Here is a 23,009-nt window from a genome sequence, read left to right as displayed (position 1 = left end):
CTCGCCCTCACCGCGCAGCCTTCAAATATCGGTCGAACCAGTCGAGCGTCCGGCGGCGGGCATCCTGCTGGTTTTCGGCTTTCGAGAAGCCGTGCCCCTCGGCGGGATAATAGATGGCCTCGACAACGCCGCCATTGGCCTTCACGGCCTTGACGACCTCCTCCGTCTGTCCGCGCGGAACCCGGACGTCATTCTCCCCCTGCAGGTTGAGCAAGGGCGCCCGGATCTGCTTCGCATAGGTCAAGGGCGACTGCCGTTCGTAGGCGGCCTTGTCCGCGACCGGGTCTCCGACCAGGGCACGCTGATATTCGCGGAGGCCGCCGACCGAATTCTCCCACATCGAGAACCAGTTGATGATGCCGTACTGGTTCACGCCCGCGGCGAAGATGTCGGGGGCGCTTGCCCAGCGCCATCAGGGTCATGAACCCGCCATAGCTTCCCCCGGTGATCCCGATCCTTTTGGGGTCGACGAAGCCGGTGCCGGCGAGAAACTTCGCGCCGGCGACGACATCCTCGAGGTCGGCCCCGCCCAGATCCTTGACATTGGCATCCTGGAACGCCTTGCCGTAGCCGGTCGAGCCCCGGAAGTTCGGACGGAGGACGAGATAGCCGCGGCTCGCGAACATCGTCGCCAGTTGCGAGAAGCTGTCCTGGGCCTGGCTGGTGGGCCCGCCATGCGGGATGACGATCGCCGGGTTTGAGCCGTCCCGCTTCAGGTTGAACGGCATGGTCAGGATGCCGCTGATCGGCGTTCCGTCGCTGCTGCGGAAGGCGACGAGCCGGCTCTTCGGAAGGTTCCTGGAATCGAGGCTTGCCGTGGCCAGCCTGGTCAGCTGCTCGGCGGCGCCCGTGCCCGGATCCACCGACCAGAAATCGCCGGGCGAGTCGCTTCCGTTCCGCAAGACCAGCAAGCGCCCGTCGGCGGCCCAGGATTGCACCGCATTGGGCGTGGTGTTGACCCCGGGCGGGAAGGGCAGCGGCCGCTCCGTGCCGCTCTCAACGTCCACGATCGACAAATCGGAGCGGCCGTCCGCATTCGTCTGTACGGTGAGCAGTCGCCCGTCGGGAGAGAAGGTGCCGGCCGTCTGCTCCCACGGCGTGTCGCGCAGCCAGCGCGTCCTTGCCGTCCCTAGCCCCATCAAGCCGGCGCGATATTGGCCGCTTTTCTCGTTGGAACTGATCGCCAGAATCCGCCCGTCGGGGCTCACCGCTTCGGCCCTGATCGCGAGACCCGCTGCCTCGCGAGTCAAAGCGCGCGCCTGCCCGCCGGCAAGATCGATGGCGTAAATGGTCGACCGGCTGCCGACAATGTCCTGCCGATTGGCGATGAGCGTTCGGCCATCATCGGCGAAGCCGGCCGAGGACCAGATCCGCGAAGGATCCTTCTCGGCGGTTAACGACCGCACCTTGCCGCTCGCGCGATCGAGGAGCGCGAGATCGACCGAGGTTCCGGTCTTCGCCCGGCGCGCGAAGACGATGGCGGTCTCGTCCGGGGTGAGGCGCGGCTGCGTCTCGGTCACGTCCGGCGTGTTCGTGAGGTTGACGATCTCGCCGCCGGTGAGCGGCACGGTGAACAGATCGTACAGTTCATCCCCGCCGCGATCCTGGGTGAACAGCACCAGTCCGTCCCGCGTGACCAGTTCCGGGGACTGGGCCTCGTCCGACGTCGTCAGCTGAACCGGGAAATTGCCGCCGCGATCGACCCGCCAGAGATTGTAGCGGCCGGTCAGGTTCGGTGCCACCACCAGCGACCCGTTGGCGGCCCAGGCCGCACCGGCGGAGCCGCGCACCGCCGCGAGATCGGCCAGCGGGACCGGCTTGGCCGCTGCATTCACCGGCGACGTGAGACTTGCCGGATCCGTGACTTGCGAGATCGGGGTCGGCACCGGCGCGGCGAGCGCCTGGCCGGCGGCCAACAGGGTGATCGTCAGCAGACATAAGCGCATGGTCTTCCCCCTTCGGGTTCGAGGCTATGCAAGCCGTGAGCCGGGGGCAAGGCCTTACGGCACGTCGCCAAGGGATGGGCGATGGGGCCCGGGACGGCATCGCACCAACGGCCGCTTGCCATCGGCCCAGCGTGGGAACGCCAGTTCCGGCGACGTAATAGGCAACTCGCGGGCGCTTCGACTGATAGTGATCAAAGAGTAAGCCGGTGACGTGCGCCCGCCTGTGCACCCGGTCAGGTTTGATCACCGGACGGAGTTGCGTATCATTTCTCCGGAACGTCCGTGTCCCGAGGATTTGCTCAATGAAGCTTCAATCTCGGACGGATGATCGCGTTCACCCGCCCGACGGCGAGGAGCATGATGCCCTTCAGCCAGCCGTGCACCGCGACGACGTGCATCCGGTAGAGCGACTTGTAGACGAAGCGCGCGAGCCGGCCCTCGATCGCCATGCGGCCGCCGATCAGATTGCCCATCAGGCTTCCGACGGTCGAGAAACGGCTGAGCGAAACCAGCGAGCCATGGTCGCGATAGACGAACGGCCGCAGGGTCTTTCCTTTCTGGGCGCGCGCCAGATTGTCGAGCACCACGGAGGCCATCTGATGCGCGGCCTGGGCGCGCGGCGGGACGGGACGGTCGCTCCCCTCGGGTACGAACAGGCAGCAGTCGCCGATCGCGAAGATGCGGTCGTCGCGGCTGGTCTGCAGGGTGGGGCGGACGACGAGCTGGTTGCTGCGGCCGAGTTCGAGGCCGTCCATGTCCCCGGGGATCGCACCCCGGACGCCGGCGGCCCAGACCTGGAGGTCGGCCTCGATCCGCTCCCCGGTCCCGGTGACGATCGCGTGCGCGGTCGACTCGACGACCCTGACATCCGTCAGGATGCGGACGCCGAGCGCCTCGAGCTCGACCCTGGCCGCGTCGGCAAGCTGCTTGGGCAGCGCCGGCAGGATCCGCGGCCCCGCCTCGATCAGGGTCACCTCGAGACGGGATTCGTCGAACACTTCGAGGCCGTAATGGCGCAGGGCCGCGGCCGCATTGTACAGCTCGGCGGCGAGTTCGACGCCGGTCGCGCCGCCGCCGACGACGACGATCCTCACATAAGCATCGACCGCCGGATCGGCGCGCATCGCCCGCGAAACACGCAGGCAATGGTTGAGCAGCTTGTGCCTGAACCGGTCGGCCGAGGCGCGGTCGTCGAGGGTAAGCGCGTAACGGGCGACGCCGGGCGTGCCGAAATCGTTGCTGACGGCGCCCAGCGCGAGGACGAGATGATCGTAGCGGATCCGGTGCTCGCCGATCAGCTCGCTGCCATCCTCGTCGCGCAAAGGCGCGATGATCACCTCGCGCGCGCTGCGGTCGATCCCCGCGAAGGTACCGCAGAAGAAGCGGTATCCCCAGCGATGGCAGTGGCTTCGATAGCCGACCTCGTCCAGATTGGCGTCGAGCGAGCCCGCCGCGACCTCGTGCAGCAGCGGCTTCCAGATGTGGGTGCGGTTCTTCTCGACCAGGATGATGTCGTGGCGCCGGCGTCCGTAGCGCGCGCCGAGCTTGCGAACGAGCTCGAGGCCCCCTGCGCCGCCCCCGACGACGACGATCTGGCATTTCGGCGTCATGCTGGCCCCCTGCTGCCGTGGATCGCGCCCGCTCCGGACGATAATCGACCGCGGCCGGATCGGCCAGCGGCATCGCGGCTTTCGCCAATGTCGACGCGCCGCGGCGCGGTGCTCGCCACCTGTCGCGGCCGCGGGCGATCGTCTATCGCCATGGCGCCACTTCATCGCCGTCGGGAGCAACCATCGTGGACAGAGACGAACCAGCGATCCGCGTCATCGCCATGCCCGCGGACACGAATCCGGCCGGCGACATCTTCGGAGGGTGGCTGATGTCGCAGATGGATCTTGCGGCCGGCAACGTCGCGGCGCGGCGCTCGGCCGGTCGTGCGGCGACGATCGCGGTCGAATCGATGTCGTTCCTTCAGCCGGTCCGGGTCGGGGACGAGGTCTCCGTCTATGCCGATATCCTCGATGTCGGACGAACCTCGATGCGGATCAAGGTCGAGGCATGGCGGCGCCCGCGCGACGGATCGGACAGCAGCCAGGTCACGCAGGCCGTCTTCACCTTCGTCGCCATCGATGAAGGCGGGCGTCCGCGACCGGTTCCACAAGCGGGTTGAGCGTGCTCGACCCGCCGGCTGGCGCGATCGGGGACGCTTGCCGCCGGGGGGGGGGGCGAGAGGCGTGGCACCATGAAGCCGTCGGGCGACCGGATTTACCTCGGCCCATTATCTTCTAGTCTGCGCAACCAAATGGGGGACAGGAATATGCTCGACGGCGAAATCGACATTGCGGACGCGGCTGATGTTGCCGGCGTGAAATCATGCGGCGATCCGGCGCTCTGGCATGAAGCGGCGATGGCGGCGCTCGCCTATCGCGGCGATCCGCACGATTTCCTGCCCTGGGTGCTGCAGCAACCGGAAACGGACCGCGCGACGGCAGGGTGGATCTTCCTGTGGGCAGAAGGATCGCTCTATCTGCGGGGAGAAACGGATTTCCCGCTCGATCATGTTGCGGGTGCCAAAATGCTGGAACTGTTCGGCGCAGTCTGTGCCCGCAGCCAGGGGATCGGGTTCGTCAACGACGCTCTGGGGCTCGACCGGGACTTCGACGGGGAGCGCCGGAAATGCCTTGCGATCATCCAGAATGGGGAAGTGGCCCCCGGAATCGTGGCGCCAGCCGCCCTGCTCGCCAGGCCGTTCGGTCCCCCGCGCACGGATGGCCGGTTCACGCTGGATGATGGGATTATCGTTTGCGAGGGATTGGCCTGAAACGTTCGCGGAGAACGGGCATGCGGCTGGTTGCGCATGTCGCTGCCATGGCGACAGCGCAGAACGCTGACGTTCCAAGATGTCGTTCCGAGTGGACGAGACATCTGTCCCCACAGATCGCCTACCGCCGATAGGGACAGGCTGGTCGTCCGTGGCCGGCCTGCCCAGGCTTAAGAAGCAGGCGGATCAGCGTCTTCGATACACCAGGCGTCTTCAGCATGGTTGCGGAAGGTCGTCCGGCGGGTCGTCCAAGCGGAGCTGCGCTCCGGCACGCCTGGTGGCGTTTCGACAAAGCGCTCGCGATAGGTGCAGGACACCGTCCTCTGCGCCGCGTCGACGGTGCGACAGACCAGAGTGTCCACCTCGACCCGCCCCGGCCGTGCATCGAGCAGATTGGCACAGCCATTCTCGGGTGCGAGGAGACATGTACAGGAGCGATCATAATACCAGAGCGGCCCACCCGAGACGTCGGCGATGGTTGGCATGGCGGTGAATCGGGAGGACGCCTCTTCCCGAGGATCAGACGAATCGCATCCGACGAGCAAGAGGGGGAGGAGCCATTTGCCGAGTCCCTTCACACGCGCATTTCTAGCATCCGCCATGCCTGCCTTCCAGCCTGCCGCGGCAGCGCGGTGGCCCCGGCCCCGCAGGCGCGGGCCGGTTTCTCGCCGCGCCCCGTGAGCTCCGGGGCCATGAGCTCCGGGGACATCGGGCGCCGGGGACATGATACCGAACTCGCGCGCACTTGGGCAGACAGCGATCGAGGAGAAGGCAGGCGACGCGCGCCCGCCTGTGCACCCGATCATGTCTGATAATCGGGCTGGCTTGAGTATTACGTCTCTAAAACTTGCTGTGGACACGCCGTCGGCTCAGCGCCAGAAATGGTCGTTCGAGGCCGCTCCCGTTCTTCGCAGAAACGAACAGCCTGCGGCAGCTGCGGTCAGAGACTTACCGCGCTGAGCAGGAGAAGCGCCGAAACCGGATCGCCGGTGCTGAGCCCAGCCGGAACACGCAGCAAGGATCCGAGCACGAGCGGCGCAACGGTCAACACCGCCGCGGCCGCGGCCAGATGCGTCAGCATGGCCGCGCTTCTTGCTACGGCCTGCTTTGCCGGGCGCCCGGCGCATGACGCTCTGGGCGGCGCGTCGCTGTTCGTCATTCTACTTCTCCTGCCGCTCATCCCGCAGCACATGGTCTTTTCGGCTTCCGCGGCGTTCGCGAAAAGCCCTAAGTGCAAGTCAGCTCATAGGCTTTCTCTTATGACGATCTGCGATCAGGATCTCACCGCATGAAGATTCGCGAGCTGAAAGCCCTCGTCACCGTCGCGGAGGAGCTGCACTTCGGCCGGGCAGCGGACCGGCTCGGCATGGCGCAGCCGCAATTGAGCGAGCTGATCCGCCGCCCCGAGGCGGACACGCGCGTGACGATCTTCACGCGCCGGCCCCACGTCCGGCTTACGCCCGGGGGGGCGGCGCTGGTCGACACCGCACGCGAGGTTCTGGGCACGCTGGAGGCAGGCACCGAGCGGGCCCGCGCCATCGCCGCCGGCCGTATCGGGCGAGTTACCCTGGGTTTTTCGCCAGTCGCGATGTGCAGCGACCTGCCGCACGTTCTGCGCAGCTTCGCCGAGACCTACCCGGACGTCGAACTCGATCTTTGCGAAGGCACGACAGCGCCATTGCGTCGCCGTCTGGACCAGGGCTCGGTCGACGTCATCATCACGCGGGAAGCCGAGCAGGACGAGACCACCGAAAGCGTTCGCTTCGCTCTGGATCATATCAACATCATCCTGCCCGCCGGCCACCCCGCAACAACGACGGATCCGGTCGCCCCCGAGTGCCTTCGCGAAGAAGCGTTCACGCTCTTCCCCCGCTCTGCGGCGCCCGACTATCACGACCGGATCATGCGCTGGGCGAACAATGCCGGACTGAGCCCGATCTTCACCCGCGCGACCGACAGCTGGATGGCCAGCCTGGGGCTCGTCGGCGGTCGCCTTGCGCTCGCCTTCGGAACCGATCTGCTCAGCCGGATCACCGTGCCGGGGATCGTCTACCGCAATCTTGCCGCCGATCCGCTCGACGTCAGCTTCTGGATGAGTTGGCAGCCGGAACGACTCTCACCCGCGGCTTCGAGATTCGTCGACCATGTCAGGGCGACACGCCCGGCATGACAGCCTTACCCGGACAGGATCGTTCAGCGATCTTGGCTCGCACCGCTGCAGGCGCAACGACGGATGCAGTCACACTCCACCGGCCGCCGGCCAAATCCGCCTATCCCGCGACATTGCGGCCGGTGCGCCCGGCCGGAAGAGGCCAGTTCGGGCTTGTGGCGCCGGACGATTGTGGCATCCTCACCGCGGCAGAGGTGCGCATATCGATGGGAGATGCTGATGACCGCACGTGACCTGGATCGGCGAGACTTCCTCGCGGTCGGCGGAGGGGTGGCCGCAGCATCGCTCGCGATGGCCGCGAAGCCGGCCGCGGCGCTCGCTCAGGCGATTGCGGCGGGTGGTGCGCCGGGCCGTACGGCCGGCCAGCCGATGCCCGACGGCGTCGCCCTTCCCGCCACTCCGCCGCGGCGCAAACGCGAAGACAGCGTCGGCTTCGCGGTTGTCGGCCTCGGCAATTATGCGCTGAACCAGATGATGCCACGGTTCGCCGAGGCGGAGCGCGCGCATCTTGCGGCCGTGGTGTCGGGAAATCCGGAGAAACTGCGCCGCGTCGGCGATGCTTACGGCCTGCCGGCCGACGCGCGGCATTCCTACGACAGCTTCGCGAACATCGCCTCCGACAAACGGATCGACGCGGTCTATATCGTCGTGCCGAGCGGGCTCCATGCCGAATGGGCGATCCGTGCCTTCGCCGCCGGCAAGCATGTCCTGTGCGAGAAGCCGATGGCGCTTTCCAGCGCCGATTGCGCGCGGATGATCGCCGCGGCGCGGCGGGCGGATCGCAAGCTGATGATCGCCTATCGTTCGCATTTCGAACCGCACAATGTCGAAGCGATGGCGCTGATGAAGCGGAAGGCGATCGGACAGCTTCGGCTGATCCGCACCGAGCAATCCTATCGGATGGGCCCGACGCGGCCGAGCGAGAATTGGCGGGCGAACCGTGCCTTGGCCGGAGGCGGGCCGCTCGAGGATTACGGGCTCTACGGACTCCAGGCCGCTCTGTATCTTTCCGGAGAGATGCCGGAGAGCATCAGCGCCACTGCCTTCCGGCCGACCGGCGACCCGCGCTTCGCGGAGATTTTCGCCCATGTCGGCGCGCAATTGCGCTTTCCGTCGGGCGCGGTCGCGCAGCTCGCCACGTCCTACGATTCGGCCGGCACCAACAGTGTCCACGCGCGCGGCACCGCCGGCGCGCTGATCATGGATCCGGCGACCAGCTATTCCGGCCAGAAGATGCGACTGGAGGGCGCCGAGCCGCGGGACCTCTCGCCGGGGGATCCCAGTGTCCAGTTCGCGCGCCAGCTCGATCATCTCGCCGACGCCATTCGCGACGGGGCCGCGATCAGGACCCCGGGCGAGATGGGCCTCCGCGATGTCCGCCTGATCGAAGCCATCTACGCTTCCGCCGCGGCGGGCCGAACAATGCGGCTGAATCCCGATGGGACGATGAAAGGCTGAGACGGAAGCGGCGCTCGCCCGAAGGCTGCACGAGGAAGACGCGCTTCAACGATGCGCCTAGACAGGGTGAACGCGTCATCCGCGACCGCAAGATCGCGCTCGAGGTTTTGCGCTCCTGCCGGCTGAAGGACGGCACGGCGGAGATCCCGACCGAAATTCCCGCGGCGCAGGGGCGCGGCGATCATCGTCGGGCTCGTGATCGCCGCCATCCTGGTGTTCAGCTCCAGGCGCGGCCGCCCCGATTGCCGGTCCAGAACGCCGAGTCCGCGGGCTGAACGGCAAGGCCTCGCCGCCGCATCACCGGCGAAGGATTGACCGGAACGGCGAGCGCCCGGTAGCGTTACGGAGGCGTAAGAATGGGAGCTTATCCTTGCCAGCGCCGCGCCTCACGCCCGCCGATTTCCGGTATCCCGCGATCCTACTCGCGGGAACGGTGGATTATGCCATGTACGCCAATTTCCGTGGACAGCTGATCAACGCCCCGACGGAAGGCTTGATCGTCGTCGAACTCTCCACGCTCGGCGGGGATCCGGAGGTCGCGCGGATGATGGGCGAGGACGTCCGCTTCCACAGCGAGGCCGAACCAAGACGGCGCTTCGTGTTCCTCGGCAAGGCGGCGATCTATTCGGCCGGCACGACCTTCATGAGCTTCTTCGCACGGGAAAACCGCTATCTCACCCGGGGCACGAGGCTGATGATCCACGAGCGCAAGATGGACAAGACGCTCACCGTGGAAGGACCGCTCACCACCTGTATCGCAAGCCTGGAAGCCACGTTGAACGAGATCCGCGCCTCGATCGACATCCAGAACGAGGGCTTTCAGAATCTGGTCGCCGGATCGATGGTGACGATGGAGGAGGTGCTCGAGCGGGCGCCGAGCAACTGGTATATCGAGGCGGCCGAGGCGGAGGCGCTCGGGCTCATCGAAGCCGTCGTCTGATGCGGCCCGGTTCGTCCGAACCGAGCCTGCACATGATGGTCGAGGTCGCCCGATCTCCGGATCCTGCGCGTTGGGCAGAATTCAGAAAAGGAAGTCGGCTGCACTGAGATTTGCATGCAGCCCGTTCAAGCCGACGCTCGTCGAGGCGAGCGAGGCGTCAACGAACGAACCGTCCTGAGCGAACCAATTTGCGGGGGTCGACGTGTCTTCCAGGATCGCGGGTTGATCGGTGTGATCCAAGCCGACCGCACTATCCGAAAAGACGAATTCCGTGCTGTCGCCGGCCAGCATCTCGGCGGGGCTGGCAGCGGCCGCCACCGACGACGATCCGGCGCCCGTGATCGTCGTATGGACCATTCCGCTCGATGTGATGGTATCGACGTTCATGTCGAGATTGTTGATCCTGAGCGCACCGTTACCCGAGATCACCTCGGCACCGAAGCTGATGCAGCTGAGATACTCGTCGGCGGTGACGATGCCGAGTGACTGCAGATGGGCGACGACCCGGCCGATATTGAGCGTGCCCGCGACGACGTCCTTGTCCGAGACGACTGCGGTGTAATCCCCGTCGCGGTAGATCGTGGCGGTGAACGCTCCGTCCGTGTAGGTTCCGATCACGCTTCCGAACGGCTGCACATCCCCCTTGTGAACCCAGATCATCAACTCGTTGGTGATCGTCGGCTTGCCTCCGTCCGGTTTGGTCGTGAACCAGATGTCGTAGGACACATTATAGCCGCCGACATTGCCCTTCATCGTGACGTCGTATGTGGCGGTCAATCCGCCGAGGCTGCCCACCCGCACGGGAAAGACATGCGTCGTGTCGGTCGGGTTGACCTGCTCGCCCTGCGGCGAGACACCGAACAGCACGTTCGGATACGCTTTGATCGGCGCAGCAACCTGCGTCATGTAGGGGAACGACCAGTTGAAGGTCGTGCTCTTCGTCATGTCGCTCCTGCTGTAGATCGCGTCGATGCTGTAATCCTGCCCGAACGTCAGAGAGCCTGCGCCCCAGGCGTTGGTGAGCACGTACCAACCCTCGGCATTGTGGCCGCGCGCCGCGCCATACATCTGCGCGTAGCCGGTCGGTACCGATGCCTTGGGAAGGCTGAAACCGAAATCCGTCGGGTCCAGCCACTCGAGATTGATGTTGCGCAGAACGAGGCTTTCGCCGGTCGGCAAGGCGATCTTGAGATCGCTGCCGACCTGCTGGGCACGCGAAACGATCTGATCGAAATTGGTGATCCCGTAGCCGCCGAGACGGACAACGTCGTAGCCTGGCCTGAACTGGTAGATTGCATCGGAGCCATTGCCGGCGGTCACCACGAAGATGTCGCTGCCGGCGCCGCCGACCAGGACGTCGTTGCCGCCCAAGCCATTGAGGGTCGCACCGCTCGTGCCCGCCATGATGATGTTCGAGAGCCCGTTTCCCGAGCCGGAGGTGAGCCCTCTGGCGCTGAGCACCAGGTTTTCGACATTGGCCGCAAGGCCGGCCGAGCCCCAATAATAAGCATAGGCCGTATCGATGCCCTGGCCCCCGCCCTCGACGATCGTCGCAGTGCTGTTCCACATGTGATAGGTGTCGTCGCCAAGGCCGCCCGACAGAATGTCGCCGGCCATCCCCTGAAAAGCGTCCGCCACCCCGGTTCCGGGCCGGTAAACATTGCTGCCGGATCCAGAGACCCAGTTGAGGGGCCGCGTAGAGAGCTTCAATTCAACGCCAGTGACTGTGAGATACATCGCAAAACAACCCCCCTGGGACGGGAAGCTTGTAGCGATTAACCATCTTCAAGGTGATTTCGTAATAGTACCTATCGGCATCCGGTATTCTACTTGCATCCCAGGCACTTGTCCGGAGAGCCGCACGCAGGGCATGCTGTAGCCGACATGATCGAGTCCGGTGAGCCCCGCCCCGACACGTGATCAGGCCCAAGCGGCGACGGGGCTGCAATCGCCGGCCGCCGCTTACGGACCCCCTTGGCTCAGTGGCCGGCGACCTCACTCGTCCGCGCCGACCGCGAGTCCAATTGGCGTGCGATGCCGGCCTTCGCGTTCCGGCGGCATTGCGTCACTTCGTCCATGGCGAGCCCATCGACCGACGCATAGGATCCGCACACCCGTTCGATGGCGGCGGCGAGCCGGCGCTCGAGAATTGCCGCATCCCGCGGATTGCGGCGATCGAGATCCGAGATCCTCACGACGGTGCTGGAATCGTGCGCATGTCCTGGCGCTGTGCCGATCAGCAGCGCGGCGCAAATAGCCGCCTGAGCAATGTTCATCATTTCATCCTTTTGGTCGCGTCCGCTGCGCCGTTCGCATCGGAGGTCTCGACATTGAGGCGCGGTCGGCGCCACCGACAGGATGAGACGCTGATGTTCGGCTGATGGACGGCTGATCATCTGCCGATGAACTGCGCCGCCCGCGTTTCGTGATGTCGAGATCCCGCCGGCGATGATAAGGAGACGTGATGGGCGGGGACCGGATCGAGCTGGCGCATGAGGCGGATTTCCGCCTCGGGCGGCTGCGCGTCAGGCCGTCGACGCGCGAGCTCTACCATGATGACGGCAGGCAGGAGATCGTCGAGCCGCGGATCATGCAGGTGCTCGTCGCCCTCGCCGCCGCGGACGGCCGGATCGTTGCGCGCGACACGCTGACCGAACGGTGCTGGGAAGGCCGCGTCGTTGGCGAGGACGCGATCAACCGGGTCATTTCAAGGCTCCGCCGGCTTGCGGATGGAATCGGCCAGGGCAGCTTCAGGATCGAGACGGTGACCAAGGTCGGGTACCGGCTGGTCGGACCGAATGCGGGCGCGGAGAATCCCGCTCCGGACGGGGCCGCGCGGCGCACGTCCCCCGTCTGGCGACCAAGCCGAAGGCTGTTAATCGGTGCGGGCGCGGCGGCGCTTGTCGGCACAGCGGGCGGCGCGCTGCTGCTCGGCCTCAACCGCATCGGCCCGTCTGGCGAGATCGAGGCATTGATGGGCCAGGCGGCGCTGGCGATGCGGCAGGATACGCGCGAGGGGCAGAACCAGGCCTTCGGCCTCTATCGACGTGTCGTCATGCGCGCTCCCGATTTCGCCGACGGCTGGGGGGCGCTCGCACTGGCTTATGCCGCGGCCGCGCCGTTCCGCGCGAGCGGGGAGGGCCGCATGCTGCGCCAGCGCGCGGTCGAAGCGGCGCGGCGGGCCATCGACCTGGAGGCGCAGAACAGTTTCGCCCTCGCCGCGCTGGCGCTCGCGCGGCCGCGGCTTGGCGGATGGCTCGAGATGGACCGGGCGTTGCGCGCAGCGTTGGCCTCCCGGCCGCGCGATCCGGTGCTCGCCTCCGCGCTATCGATGACCCTGGCCGCAGTCGGCCGCGCGCGCGAAGCGGCCACGCTCCAGGACCAGGTCGGCCGGCAGTTTCGCGGTCCCACGCCGGGATATTTTTACGGCCGGATCATGATGTACTGGGCCGCAGGCCGCCTGGAGGAGGTCGACAGCCTGATCGCCGAAGCCGCGACCTTGTACCCGACCCACTTCGCCTTGTGGTTCGCCCGCTTCTACATCCTGATGTACAGCGGCCGCCCGGCGGAGGCGATCGCGCTCGCGCAGAATGCGGATGGCCGGCCGACCGGGATCGATGCCGAGGAATTCGACGCGATCGTCCGTGTCGCCGGCGCGCTCCAGTCGCCGGAGCCGGCGCGGATCGACGCGGTGATCCGCGAGCAGATGGGCTATGCCCGCCGGGGTGCCGGCCTCGCCGAAAACGCCGCCCAGTTCGCGGCGTCGCTCGGCCGCGTCGACGCGGCATTCGAAATCCTGCGCGCTTATTATTTCGACGAAGGCTTCACCGTGCCGGAGATACGCTTCAGTCCGGAGCAGGGAACCTACACGCCGCGGCAGGAGCGCCAGACCAATTTCCTGTTCGTGCCGTCGACCGCCAATGTGCGCCGCGACCGGCGCTTCGAGGCGCTGGTTCGGCGCCTCGGCCTGGAACATTATTGGGCGGCGACCGGCTCCACGCCCGATTACCGGCGCCACGCAGGATCCGTCAGCACCGGCTGACCGGTTGCCGAAGAATGGTCCTGAGCCTTGCGGCCTCCGTCTTGCGGGGATCGCCGAGATAGATTTCATGGTGGGGACCGGCGAAGCGATAACCGCCCTGTGGCATGACCTCGTCGTGAAGGATCTTGAGCAGCGGCCCTTCGTCGTCGTAGCTGCCGACGTGGAGTGCCTGCAGACTGAGCCCTTCATCCAGAATTTCGAGCCTGAGACTTGGCGAAACCTTCCCGAGCTTCTGCGCGGCCTTGGCGCGGGCGGCAGTGAACTCCTCTTCGGTCACCTCGTCAGGGACCATGATCATCATCGTCCAGTCCCATTCGTGCTTGCGCCGGGCGGTGAAGCTTTCCGGATCCGGTGCCGACCACAGACCCTCCAGCGGCGCCACGACGAAGTCACGCCCCGCGGCCTTGGCCATGAACTTGAGCGTGTAGGCACTGGCATAGAGGCTTTCGACAGCGTGCCGGTATTCGGGTGCAGCGTTGGGATCGCCATGGCCGTCGGCCATGAGATAGCGGACCGGCGGCACGTCGACCGGCACGAAGCGATTGAGAGGCGCGGTGAACAGCGCCTTCCTGATTTTCTTCAGATCCAGTTTATCCATCCGCCCCTCCCGAGGATGTCGACGATGCCCGGCCATCCAGCTTCGACAGGCTCGGATTGTGTAGCGCAGGTCGGTGCGCTTCTACAGACGCGCGCCGGTGAAGCCGCTCACCATGCCGGGACCCCAGTAGCGGGTGGTGAAGAACCAGGTCGCGACCATGACGAACGCACTTGCCGCGAGAAGAACCGGGGTTGCGGCGACGGAAAGCGCCGGCCGGCTTGCCGGGCGCCGGGCACGGATGAACAGCTCGGCGACGGCGAGATTGGGCAGGTAGAAGAACACGCACATGATCGCGTCGAACCAGCCGCTGAAATCGCTGCTGTGGCCGACGCGGCCCACCGCCATGAACCAGAAACCATATTCCATCCGGTACAGCCATGATCCGACGGTCAGCGCGAACAGCCGGATCGCCCAGGCGCGATGGCGATCGGTACGGCCGGCACGCGCATGCCGGTAGGTGGCGATGGCAGCGACCAGCATCAGCAGTCCGTAGAGCGCGAAACCGCCGCTCATCACCGGTCCGCCGATCGTGCCCTTGGCCAGGATGAAGGCGAGGCCGCCGAGCCCTGCCGCACCCGCGCACAGCACGTAGACCCGTCCGAGCCATCGGTGCACCGCCGGAAGCGCCCGCCTGAGGCGGCCGATCAGCTGCACCGGGCCAAGCAGCAACAGTATGCCGCCGGCGACGAAGTGCGCACCGATCGCCGCGGTTGCCAGCGGCGTCGCGGGATCGTGCAGGGCCGGCAGCGACTCGTTCCAGCGGGCGGCGAGACCTTGCCAGGCCGTGCCGCCGAAGAAAGCGAGGATGTAGGCGCCGAAGATGGCGCCGCTGACCCAGCTTGCGGCGACCAGCAGCAATGCGCTCCAGCGCAACGCCGAGGCCGGGAACGGCTTGTCCGCACCGCCCGGTGCCCAAGATCGCAAGGTCGCCATCACGCAGCGGAACATAAGGCTGCACATCGGTTGGTCGAGGAATTCCGTCAATTGGCGCGCGGCAACATGTTGGAGGCGGCACAGATCGCACGTTCGCGCTCCGCCGATCTGGCCGAACCCGGATGTACACGAATCGGAAGCAGGCCCGATCGGGGCGATGCGACGCCGCCTATCGTCACGCTCCTCAACCGAGGAAGGGCGGATCCGGGATCGCCAGGGTGGCGTCGTGGAGGAGATCCGACCAGCGGGCGGAGAGATCGTTGAAATAAGCGTCGTTGCTCTCGATCCGCCGGGTCTGGACCGGAACCGTCGCATCACGGCGCATCACCATCATGTCGAGTGGCCGCGCCACTGCGAGGTTCGAGCGCATCGAGCTGTCGAACGACAGGAAGCCGATCTTCACCGCTTCGGGGATCGGGGTGTGGGCGCGGATCACGCGATCGAGGATCGGGCGGCCATATTTGGTTTCACCGATCTGGAAGAACGGGATTTCCGACTTGCACTCGATGAAATTGCCCGCCTCGTAGATCAGGAACAGGCTTGGAGGCCCAGACCCGATGCGGCCGCCGAGCAGAAGGCTGGAGCCGCCGGCGATCTTCAGCGAATTGAGCGCTTCGCCGACGGTGCGGTTGGCGATCTGCAGCGCTTCGCCGACGAGCTGGGCGGCGCGGAACATACTGGTCGCGCCGGCGAGGCTGCGGGCCAGCCGCCCATCTTCCTCCGCAGGCAGGCCTTCCTGGATGAGGCTGATCACCGTCTGGGTGATCGAAAGATTGCCGGCGGCGGCCGCGAACACCTGCCGCTCCGGCTCGTCGATCAGGCAATGGAGCTTGCGGTAGGAGGAGAAATTGTCGACCCCGGCATTGGTGCGGGTGTCGGCGATCATCACCAGCCCCTCGTCGAGCAGCATGCCCAGGCAATAGGTCATTTCAATTCTGTACCTGCCACTGCGATTGCGACCGCGCCTGGTGAACGGCCACTTCGACCGAAAGCTCCTCGGTGCCGCCGCCGGAGCGGGCGCCGACCACCGGCGCCGCTTCACGGTAATCGAGCCCGCAGGCGACGCGCAAATAGGCGTCGTCGGTGCTGATGCCGTTGGTCGGATCGAACGCCACCCAGCCGAGATCGTCGACGAACGCTTCGACCCAGGCATGGGCCGCCGGCTGCTGATGGGCGCCGTCGCGGCGGAACAGATGGCCGGAGACGTAGCGCGCGGGGATGCCGAGGCGGCGGGCAACGGCAATGAAGATGTGGGCGAAATCCTGGCACACGCCGTGTCCCGCCCCGAACGCATCCTCGGCACTGGTGCCGACCCCGGTCGCGGCGACGTCGAACCGCATGCGATCATGGATCCGGCGATTAAGCCCGTGCAGGATATCGAGCTTGGCCCCGCCCTCCTCGGATATGTCCATCGCCAGCCAATCCAGCGCATTGCCGGCCGCGGTGAGCGGGGTCTCGCGGAGGAACACCTGGTGCGGCAGATCGCCGGGGACGGCCCGGACGACACCCGCATTGTCCTCCGTCAGCACCCGTCCCGAGACAGCGAGGGTCAGCACCTGCACAGGCTGATCGACGTAGAGCATGTGGGTGACGTTGCCGAACCCGTCCCGTCCTTCGCGCAGGCGAACGTCGCAATCGACGTCGATCCGCCAGCTGAGCACGGTCTGGCCCTGAAAGCTCGACGGGGTTACCCGCAGCAGCTGGATGATCCGGCGCGTCGGCTCCGAATAGCGGTAGGTGGTCGTGTGATTGACCGACAGGCGCATCAGGCGAACCGGAACTGATTGGCGATGGCTGCATCGAGTGCGGCATTTTCACGCATGAATCTACCCAGGGATTCATGGAGCCCCTCCGCCAGCAGCTCTTCGATCGTGCCGTCCTCGAGCCGGCCGAGCCGGCGGCGTGCGAGCCGGTCGGCCTCCCCCTGGAGGCCCGACATGTCGCCGAATTCGGCCAGGATCGCGACCGTCTCGGTGGCGGCCGCGGCGAGCGAGCGCGGCAATTCCTTGCGGAAGATCAGCAGGTCGGCGATCAGCCACGGCTGCAGGGCCTGGCGATAGATGGTACGGTAGGCGGTGCGGCCCGAGACGACGTGGAGCAGGGTCATCCACTGATCGCGGTCGCGCAGACCGCCGACCTGCTCGCCGTCCGGCAGCAACAGGAAGTATTTGACGTCGAGCAGGCGCGCGGTGTTGTCGCCGCGCTCCACCAGCGAACCGAGACGCAGGAACCAATAGGCCTCGTTGCGGAGCATGCGGGCAAGCGCACCTTCGAAGCCGCGAGTCTCCGCCTTCAACTCCTCGACCATGTTGAGGGTCGACTGGGTGCCGCCTGGGCTCGCCCGATCGCGGATCAGCAGCCAGGCGCGGTTGATCGCTTCCCAGATCTCCTGGGTGAGCACGTTGCGCGCTGCCCGAGCATTGTCGCGCGCCGCGGACAGGCAGGATTTGACCGAGCTCGGATTGTCGAGGCTGAGCGCCAGGAAGCGCCGTCCGCCGAACGCACCAAGTGCTTCGCTCGACGGGTCGGGGGCGCTGCCGACCACGGCGAGCGCACTCTTCCACGCTTCCTCGACCTTGGGCTGGGCAAGCAGCGAATCGAGCCGGATCGTCGCCTCGATCAGCCGGGTGGTGAATTCGGCCCGCTCCATGTGGCGGCCGATCCAGTAGAGATTGGCGGCGGTGCGGGAGAGCATCAGGTGCTGCCCGCGGTGGCGGCACGCTCGCCATCGAGAACGAAACTGTCCTTGGTGCCGCCGCCCTGGCTGGAATTGACGACCAGCGATCCTTCGCGCAACGCCACCCGGGTGAGGCCGCCAGGGACGGTGGTGACTCCCGAAGACCCGGTGAGCACGAAGGGACGGAAGTCGACGTGCCGCGGGACGATACCCTTGTCGGTGATGGTCGGGATGGTCGACAGCGCGAGGGTCGGCTGCGCGATGTAGCGCTGCGGCTGCGCGATCAGGGCGGCCCGGAAGGCCTCGATTTCGGCCCGAGACGCTGTCGGCCCGACCAGCATGCCGTAGCCTCCCGAGCCGTCGACCAGCTTCACCACGAGTTCGTCGAGATGATCGAGCGTATATTGGAGCGACGCCGGCTCGCGGCAGCGCCAGGTCTCGACATTGGGAAGCCGGGGCTCCTCGCCGGTATAGTAACGGACGATGTCGGGCATGTAGCTGTAGATCGCCTTGTCGTCGGCGATGCCGGTGCCGGGCGCATTCACCAGGGTGACGTTGCCGGCGAGATAGGCCGCCATCAGCCCGGAAACGCCCAGCATCGAATCGGGGCGGAAGACGAGCGGATCGATGAACGCGTCGTCGATCCGCCGGTAGATGACGTCCACCCGCACCCGTCCGTCGATGGTGCGCATCCAGACGATATCGTCGTCGACCTCGAGATCGCGCCCCTCGACCAGCTCGATGCCCATGTTGTTGGCGAGGAAGCTGTGTTCGTAAAAGGCCGAATTGTAGTGGCCGGGCGTCAGCAGCACGCAGCGCGGCTGGACGGCGCCGTCGGGCGCCACCGACTGCAAGGTGTCGCGGAGCAATTCGGGATAGGTATCGACCGGACGCACCGCGAGCCGCTCGAACAATTCGGGGCACAGGCGCAGCATCGCCTCGCGATTCTCGATCATGTAGGAGACGCCGGACGGAGTCCGGGCATTGTCCTCCAGCACGTAGAATTCGTCCGGGCCGGTGCGGACGAGATCGATCCCGCAGATATGGGCATAGACGCCGTGCGGCGGCCGTGCGCCGGCGACAGGAACGCAGAATTGCTCGTTGCCGAGCACGATATCGGCCGGAACCACGCCGTCCGCGAGGATCTTGCGCGCGCCGTAGACGTCGTCGACGAAGGCGTTGATCGCGTGCACGCGCTGTTCGAGCCCGGCCGAAAGCCGCGCCCATTCGCCGGCCGAAAGAATGCGGGGAATGATATCGAACGGGATGATCCGCTCGGCCGCCTCATCCTCACCATAGACGTTGAAGGTGATGCCGAGGCTTCGAAAGGCCGCTTCGGCGGCGTGCTGGCGGCGATCGAGCTCCGCGGCGCTGGTTTCGCGCAGCCACTCGCCGAGCGGCTCGAAGCCGGCGCGCACCTCCTCGCCCGCGCTTGCGCCCCAGAGTTCGTCAAAAGCCGGTCTGGCTGCCACCGATCGAGATTGTCTCCGCTGACTTATGGCCGTTTACCCACGGCATTCCATCCATACGCCCGCGACGCGGAGTTGTGCCCTGCTCCGATCAACTGACGGCCGTGAGCACGTTGTCGGCGACGTGCGGCTCGGCCGCCGCGAGCAGATCCGCCTGCGGCCGGAACAGTTTGCGCGTGATTTCGACGTCCTTCAAGCCGGCAAGCTTGAACGTGCCGAGCTTGGCTTCCTTCGGCTTCTGGCCGTCGATCTCGACGGTGACCGCGCGGATGAACAGATCGCCGTGGCGCTCGAACATCTGGTGCGGCGCGACGATCACAGTGCGCTTGTTGTACACTGCGGACACGCAGCGTTTCCTGGCGATGCCCTCACGAAGTGCGGCTTCGGCCTCGTTATCATTCTCGAAAAGCATGGTACTCCAGAGTCTCTTCTTCTGACCCGCACTAGACGCGGGCTCCAGCCGGAACGCCCGCGCTTACAGCCTCCGTCTTGCAGTTCAGGGACAGCCTGAGGACCTGCAAGAGATCGGCGACAGTGCGGCAGCCGTCGGCCTGCGCATCGCTGATGCCGATGCCGAACGCCTTTTCCAATCTTAGCACGAGCGCGAGCACATCGAGCGGATCGGCGCCGAGATCGACGAGCGAGGCCGCGTCGACGACCATCGCCGGCGCGACGCCGAGATGGTCTGCGACAAGGGCGCGGGCAAGTGTCTCGTCCAACAAAGAAAAGGCCTCGGGCAGCGGATATGCGGAGGCTGGAGCGTTGCAGAGGGACAGGGAGTCGGTCGAGGTGAAATCTTCGCCCCGCCTCCTTCGTGCGCCGTCAATCCGGCGGCAGAAGGTCCGCCCTGCCGGCGCTGCTGTCCGCCTTTGCCTCCTCCGCGGCATTGTCGACTTCGCTGGCCGGCAGCCCCTCTTCCTCGCCCTTGGCGATGATCGTCTCGCCGCCACGCCATTTCGCGCGCGCCTGCGCTTCGGCGTGGAGCGGCAGGTCTTCGGGTTCGTCGGCCATGGCGTCTCGCCTCTCGTTCAGAAATCCACCTGGGCACGCACACCGAACGTGTCCACGTCGAAGCTGCGTTCGTCCAGCGGGTCCGCCGAGCCGGGCACCACCGTCGCTGCCCGCGGGCCCCCTTCGTAGGCGATGTGCGTATATTGCGCCATGAACCGCAGATAATCGGTCGGGTTCCAGATGAGACTTCCGGCATAAGCGAGCTGGCGTCCGCCGTTGACGAAATCCGGTGCCAGCAGGGTGGCGCCGTCGGCGCGGTCGCTGAGATCGATATGCTCGACCCGGAAATTGGCCTGAAGCGCGCCCCAGCCGCCCTTGTCGAAGGGACGCTTGACCTTGACCCGGTCCCAGCGCCCGCCGCGATAACCGCGGCTTTCCCCGGTGAAGTAGAAGCCGATCTCGCCGTAGGCGGAGCCGAACACCGGATCGCCGGAATAGAAAAGCCCATTGCCTGCGCCGTCATTGGGCCCGAAGGTACGCCCCGGCCGGAAGCCCCTTACCCAGACACGCTGCGCCTCCGCCGTAACGTGAAACGGGCCGCTGATCGCAGCGAATTCCAGCCCGAAGATATCGTCGCCATCGGCAGCGATCGCACCGGTGTCGATGAACCGCTGATCGGTCAGTTGAGTCAGGGGACGAACCCGGTATTGCACGTTCTGCGCGTCCTGCTGGGCCACGCGATGCTGGAAGTTGGCGCCGAGGTGGAGCCGTGTGTCATCTCCGATCTTCGGAGAATAGACGGCACGGGCACTCGCCTGCCAGCCCGTCCGGGCGACATTGCTGTTGTTGATCTCCTGCCCGAAAATACCGGCGGTGAGCAGGTAGGAATCGTTCTTCGGATCGAGATAGGCGATGCCGACACCGAGGCGTCGGTTGAAGCTGAACGCGTCCGTCGCAGAGGCGCGTTCCAGCAGGCTGGTGACACGCGAGCTCGTCACCGAGTCGAGACCGGAATAGGGGAAGAAGTTGCCGATCGTCACCAGCAGTGGCGATTTCGGCCGCTGATAGGTGATGATGATGTCCTCATAATCGACCTGGGCCTGGGCGAAGTTGAATTCGGCATTATAGGCAAAGCCGCCGGGCAGCGTTCCCTGAACGCCGACGACGATCCTTCGTCCGCGGCTGTTCCATCCGAGATTGTTGTAGTTCAACCCACCCACCGTGCCTGCATATTCCGGTCCGGGCGTGGAGACATGGCCGGCATCGAACTGGAGGAAGCCTCTCGGCTTGAAGCTGAACCCGTTCTTGTCGGCGAATTGCGGCGCCCCCCGCCAGGTCGGCGACTCGGGCGCCGGCGCAACGTTCGTCGCCACGGCCTCGGCAGCGGCTGGAGGCTGCGCGGCAGGCGCGGCCAAGGCTGCCGCACTCTGGCCGGATTGTGCCGACTTGAGAGCCGACACCTCCGCTTCGAGCTGCGCGATCTTTGCGCGCATGGCGGCGAGCTCCGCCTCGATCGCTGCCACCCCTCCGCCGCCCTGCGCACGGGCCGGAGACGTAACGGCGGTGGCAAGAAGGCCGGCGACGAAGATCTTCCTGAGCATGCACGTCTCCTGTTCTGCAGGGCTTTCGGACAGCGATAAGACAGTCGAATTGCGGTTCGAAGACGGGATGATGACACTAATATGACGGTCGCTACGCTTTGTACGGTGCGACGCAGCACGCTAGGAGGGCGCCGATGCGCTTTCCCCTTCGCCTTTCCGCTGCCGCGGCCGTCATTGCGGTTGCCCTTCTAGCATCCCAAAGTGTCGACTTGCCTGTCGGCGCGGCTCTGCTGGGCGTGCTTGCGGGTGCAGTCGCCGTTTTGATCTGCTGGAACGCCTATTTCTTCCCCGATCCGATCCGTGCGCCGGAAGCCGGCGCGGAGGATGTCGAGCGTCTTGCCCGCGAGATCGTCCAGCCGCTGCCGGAGCCGATGATCCTTCTGCAGAACGGACGCGTGCTGGTGGCCAATCCAGCCGCGCGTCAGCTGTTCGGCGAGTGGGTAGAAGGCCAGGATGTCCGGCTGGCCGTCCGCCATCCCGCAGTGCTGGAGCGCCTGGCGGCGAATCGCGGCGAGACTGTCGAGCAGATCGAGGTGACCGGCCTCGGCGAAGCGGACCGGCGCTGGCTGATGACGATCGCCAACCTGCCGAGCGGACTTCGACTCGTGCGCCTCGCCGATCGCAGCGAAGCGGTGGCGGCCGAGAAGATGCGCGTGGATTTCGTCGCCAACGCCAGCCACGAGCTGCGGACGCCGCTCGCCACCGTGCTCGGCTTCATCGAGACCTTGCGGGACGAGACGGCCGGCGGCGACAAGGATTTGCGCGAGCGCTTCCTCGGAATCATGGACGCCGAGGGCAAGCGCATGCAGACGCTGATCGACGATCTGATGTCACTGTCCCGAATCGAGGCGGAGCGGTTCCGCCCGCCGACGGAACCGCTCGACCTCGTGCCGCTGGTCGAGGAAGTGCGCTCGGGCTGCGGCGCACTTCTGGCGGAGCATGGCAATCGCCTCGAGATCGAGAACATGAGCCATGGCACGATCGTTGCGGGCGACCACGGCCAGTTGCTTCAACTCATCCGCAACCTCGTCGTCAATGCCGTGAAATACGGCAATCCGGACACGCCCATCACCGTCACCTTCGAGGACGCGCGCGAGATGGTGCGGATGATCGTCACCGATCGCGGCGAAGGGATCGACCCGGCCTACCTGCCCCGCCTCACCGAGCGCTTCTACAGGGTCAATGCCAGCCGCAGCCGCGCCCAGGGGGGGACCGGACTGGGCCTCGCGATCGTCAAACATATCGTCTGGCGCCATCGCGGTCGTCTCGACATTCGCAGCATGCTGGGCGAAGGTACGTCCGTGCACGTGTTGTTGCCGCGGCCTCCGGCGGACGGGCAGATCATGTCATGAAAGTGTCATGCAAGTGTCACAGGAGACTCTCCGAAGAGGCCTAGTCAGGCC

24 protein-coding genes and 1 pseudogene are annotated in these 23,009 nt (G+C 66.1%); 8 read left to right on the top strand and 17 right to left on the bottom strand.

Annotation, left to right across the window (positions count from 1 at the left end; all coding sequences use genetic code 11):
* Positions 1-7: 7 nt before the first annotated feature.
* From C7I55_RS29185 to C7I55_RS06545, 3 genes and pseudogenes are all read right to left on the bottom strand, one after another.
* Positions 8-340 (bottom strand): alpha/beta hydrolase family protein, encoded by a 333-nt coding sequence (locus C7I55_RS29185; protein WP_269845198.1) that lies wholly within the window; start codon positions 338-340, stop codon positions 8-10.
* Between the two features lie 100 nt (positions 341-440).
* A pseudogene (locus C7I55_RS29180) lies at positions 441-728 on the bottom strand (alpha/beta hydrolase family protein); the annotation flags it as partial.
* A gap of 1,517 nt (positions 729-2,245) precedes the next feature.
* Complete coding sequence (locus C7I55_RS06545; RefSeq protein ID WP_106512081.1) at positions 2,246-3,556, bottom strand: NAD(P)/FAD-dependent oxidoreductase; 1,311 nt, start codon at positions 3,554-3,556, stop codon at positions 2,246-2,248.
* Between the two features lie 221 nt (positions 3,557-3,777).
* Here C7I55_RS06545 and C7I55_RS06540 point away from each other — a divergent pair, with 221 nt between their 5' ends.
* Both C7I55_RS06540 and C7I55_RS06535 read left to right on the top strand, forming a co-directional pair.
* The gene (locus tag C7I55_RS06540; protein ID WP_106512462.1) at positions 3,778-4,116 is read left to right on the top strand and encodes an acyl-CoA thioesterase; all 339 of its coding nucleotides are present in this window, start codon (positions 3,778-3,780) and stop codon (positions 4,114-4,116) included.
* Positions 4,117-4,188: 72 nt separating this feature from the next.
* Positions 4,189-4,767 carry a hypothetical protein gene (locus C7I55_RS06535; protein ID WP_146150943.1) on the top strand — a complete coding sequence of 193 codons (579 nt, stop codon included), beginning with the start codon at positions 4,189-4,191 and terminating at the stop codon, positions 4,765-4,767.
* A gap of 170 nt (positions 4,768-4,937) precedes the next feature.
* Here C7I55_RS06535 and C7I55_RS06530 read toward each other — a convergent pair whose 3' ends face one another.
* Both C7I55_RS06530 and C7I55_RS28060 read right to left on the bottom strand, forming a co-directional pair.
* A complete protein-coding gene (locus C7I55_RS06530; RefSeq protein ID WP_146150942.1) occupies positions 4,938-5,252 on the bottom strand; it encodes a hypothetical protein in 315 nt (104 codons plus the stop codon).
* A gap of 455 nt (positions 5,253-5,707) precedes the next feature.
* On the bottom strand, positions 5,708-5,848 hold the full coding sequence (locus C7I55_RS28060; RefSeq protein ID WP_158266312.1) for a hypothetical protein: 141 nt from the start codon (positions 5,846-5,848) through the stop codon (positions 5,708-5,710).
* Here C7I55_RS28060 and C7I55_RS06525 point away from each other — a divergent pair.
* The 4 genes from C7I55_RS06525 to C7I55_RS06510 all read left to right on the top strand — a co-directional run bounded on the left by C7I55_RS06525 (position 5,847) and on the right by C7I55_RS06510 (position 9,335).
* Positions 5,847-6,059: a hypothetical protein gene (locus tag C7I55_RS06525; RefSeq protein ID WP_106512078.1), complete on the top strand. Its 213-nt coding sequence runs from the start codon at positions 5,847-5,849 to the stop codon at positions 6,057-6,059. The two genes, C7I55_RS28060 and C7I55_RS06525, sit on opposite strands and share 2 nt — an antisense overlap.
* Complete coding sequence (locus C7I55_RS06520; RefSeq protein ID WP_106512077.1) at positions 6,056-6,937, top strand: LysR family transcriptional regulator; 882 nt, start codon at positions 6,056-6,058, stop codon at positions 6,935-6,937. The genes C7I55_RS06525 and C7I55_RS06520 overlap by 4 nt, the downstream gene beginning before the upstream one ends.
* A gap of 219 nt (positions 6,938-7,156) precedes the next feature.
* Positions 7,157-8,395 carry a Gfo/Idh/MocA family protein gene (locus tag C7I55_RS06515; RefSeq protein ID WP_106512461.1) on the top strand — a complete coding sequence of 413 codons (1,239 nt, stop codon included), beginning with the start codon at positions 7,157-7,159 and terminating at the stop codon, positions 8,393-8,395.
* Positions 8,396-8,765: 370 nt separating this feature from the next.
* On the top strand, positions 8,766-9,335 hold the full coding sequence (locus tag C7I55_RS06510) for a peptidase S14 (protein ID WP_106512076.1): 570 nt from the start codon (positions 8,766-8,768) through the stop codon (positions 9,333-9,335).
* An 81-nt stretch (positions 9,336-9,416) separates the two neighbouring features.
* Here C7I55_RS06510 and C7I55_RS06505 read toward each other — a convergent pair whose 3' ends face one another.
* Together C7I55_RS06505 and C7I55_RS06500 are read right to left on the bottom strand one after the other, a co-directional pair.
* Positions 9,417-10,973, bottom strand: a complete 1,557-nt coding sequence (locus C7I55_RS06505) for a GH12 family glycosyl hydrolase domain-containing protein (protein ID WP_158266311.1) — start codon at positions 10,971-10,973, stop codon at positions 9,417-9,419.
* A gap of 341 nt (positions 10,974-11,314) precedes the next feature.
* The gene (locus tag C7I55_RS06500; protein WP_158266310.1) at positions 11,315-11,611 is read right to left on the bottom strand and encodes a UrcA family protein; all 297 of its coding nucleotides are present in this window, start codon (positions 11,609-11,611) and stop codon (positions 11,315-11,317) included.
* Between the two features lie 188 nt (positions 11,612-11,799).
* On the opposite strand from C7I55_RS06500, the gene C7I55_RS06495 reads away from it, so the two are divergent.
* Positions 11,800-13,377, top strand: a complete 1,578-nt coding sequence (locus tag C7I55_RS06495; RefSeq protein WP_106512073.1) for a winged helix-turn-helix domain-containing protein — start codon at positions 11,800-11,802, stop codon at positions 13,375-13,377.
* Here C7I55_RS06495 and C7I55_RS06490 read toward each other — a convergent pair.
* From C7I55_RS06490 to C7I55_RS06445, 10 genes are all read right to left on the bottom strand, one after another.
* Complete coding sequence (locus C7I55_RS06490) at positions 13,364-13,975, bottom strand: GyrI-like domain-containing protein (RefSeq protein ID WP_106512072.1); 612 nt, start codon at positions 13,973-13,975, stop codon at positions 13,364-13,366. The genes C7I55_RS06495 and C7I55_RS06490 overlap by 14 nt on opposite strands.
* An 81-nt stretch (positions 13,976-14,056) precedes the next feature.
* Complete coding sequence (locus tag C7I55_RS06485) at positions 14,057-14,935, bottom strand: DUF2306 domain-containing protein (protein WP_233222081.1); 879 nt, start codon at positions 14,933-14,935, stop codon at positions 14,057-14,059.
* A gap of 157 nt (positions 14,936-15,092) precedes the next feature.
* Positions 15,093-15,836, bottom strand: a complete 744-nt coding sequence (locus C7I55_RS06480) for a peptidase (RefSeq protein ID WP_106512071.1) — start codon at positions 15,834-15,836, stop codon at positions 15,093-15,095.
* 1 nt (position 15,837) lies between these two features.
* Positions 15,838-16,674, bottom strand: coding sequence for a transglutaminase family protein (locus tag C7I55_RS06475; RefSeq protein WP_106512070.1), 837 nt, complete (start codon positions 16,672-16,674; stop codon positions 15,838-15,840).
* On the bottom strand, positions 16,674-17,603 hold the full coding sequence (locus C7I55_RS06470) for an alpha-E domain-containing protein (protein ID WP_106512069.1): 930 nt from the start codon (positions 17,601-17,603) through the stop codon (positions 16,674-16,676). Before C7I55_RS06470 ends, C7I55_RS06475 begins: the two co-directional genes overlap by 1 nt.
* A complete protein-coding gene (locus tag C7I55_RS06465; RefSeq protein ID WP_106512068.1) occupies positions 17,603-19,057 on the bottom strand; it encodes a circularly permuted type 2 ATP-grasp protein in 1,455 nt (484 codons plus the stop codon). The genes C7I55_RS06470 and C7I55_RS06465 overlap by 1 nt, the downstream gene beginning before the upstream one ends.
* A gap of 88 nt (positions 19,058-19,145) precedes the next feature.
* Positions 19,146-19,466, bottom strand: a complete 321-nt coding sequence (locus tag C7I55_RS06460; RefSeq protein ID WP_106512067.1) for a hypothetical protein — start codon at positions 19,464-19,466, stop codon at positions 19,146-19,148.
* A 31-nt stretch (positions 19,467-19,497) separates the two neighbouring features.
* Positions 19,498-19,773, bottom strand: a complete 276-nt coding sequence (locus C7I55_RS28055; RefSeq protein WP_233222080.1) for an acyl carrier protein — start codon at positions 19,771-19,773, stop codon at positions 19,498-19,500.
* 103 nt (positions 19,774-19,876) lie between these two features.
* Entirely contained in the window at positions 19,877-20,065 is a 189-nt protein-coding gene (locus tag C7I55_RS06450) for a hypothetical protein (protein ID WP_106512065.1), read from the bottom strand.
* Positions 20,066-20,082: 17 nt separating this feature from the next.
* Positions 20,083-21,606, bottom strand: coding sequence for a porin (locus C7I55_RS06445; protein WP_106512064.1), 1,524 nt, complete (start codon positions 21,604-21,606; stop codon positions 20,083-20,085).
* Positions 21,607-21,740: 134 nt separating this feature from the next.
* On the opposite strand from C7I55_RS06445, the gene C7I55_RS06440 reads away from it, so the two are divergent.
* Positions 21,741-22,958, top strand: a complete 1,218-nt coding sequence (locus C7I55_RS06440) for an ATP-binding protein (RefSeq protein ID WP_106512063.1) — start codon at positions 21,741-21,743, stop codon at positions 22,956-22,958.
* Positions 22,959-23,009 lie beyond the last annotated feature (51 nt).

The sequence above is a fragment of the Allosphingosinicella deserti genome, assembly GCF_003012735.1.
GTDB lineage: Bacteria > Pseudomonadota > Alphaproteobacteria > Sphingomonadales > Sphingomonadaceae > Allosphingosinicella > Allosphingosinicella deserti.
This window is presented reverse-complemented; position numbering and strand designations above follow the sequence as displayed.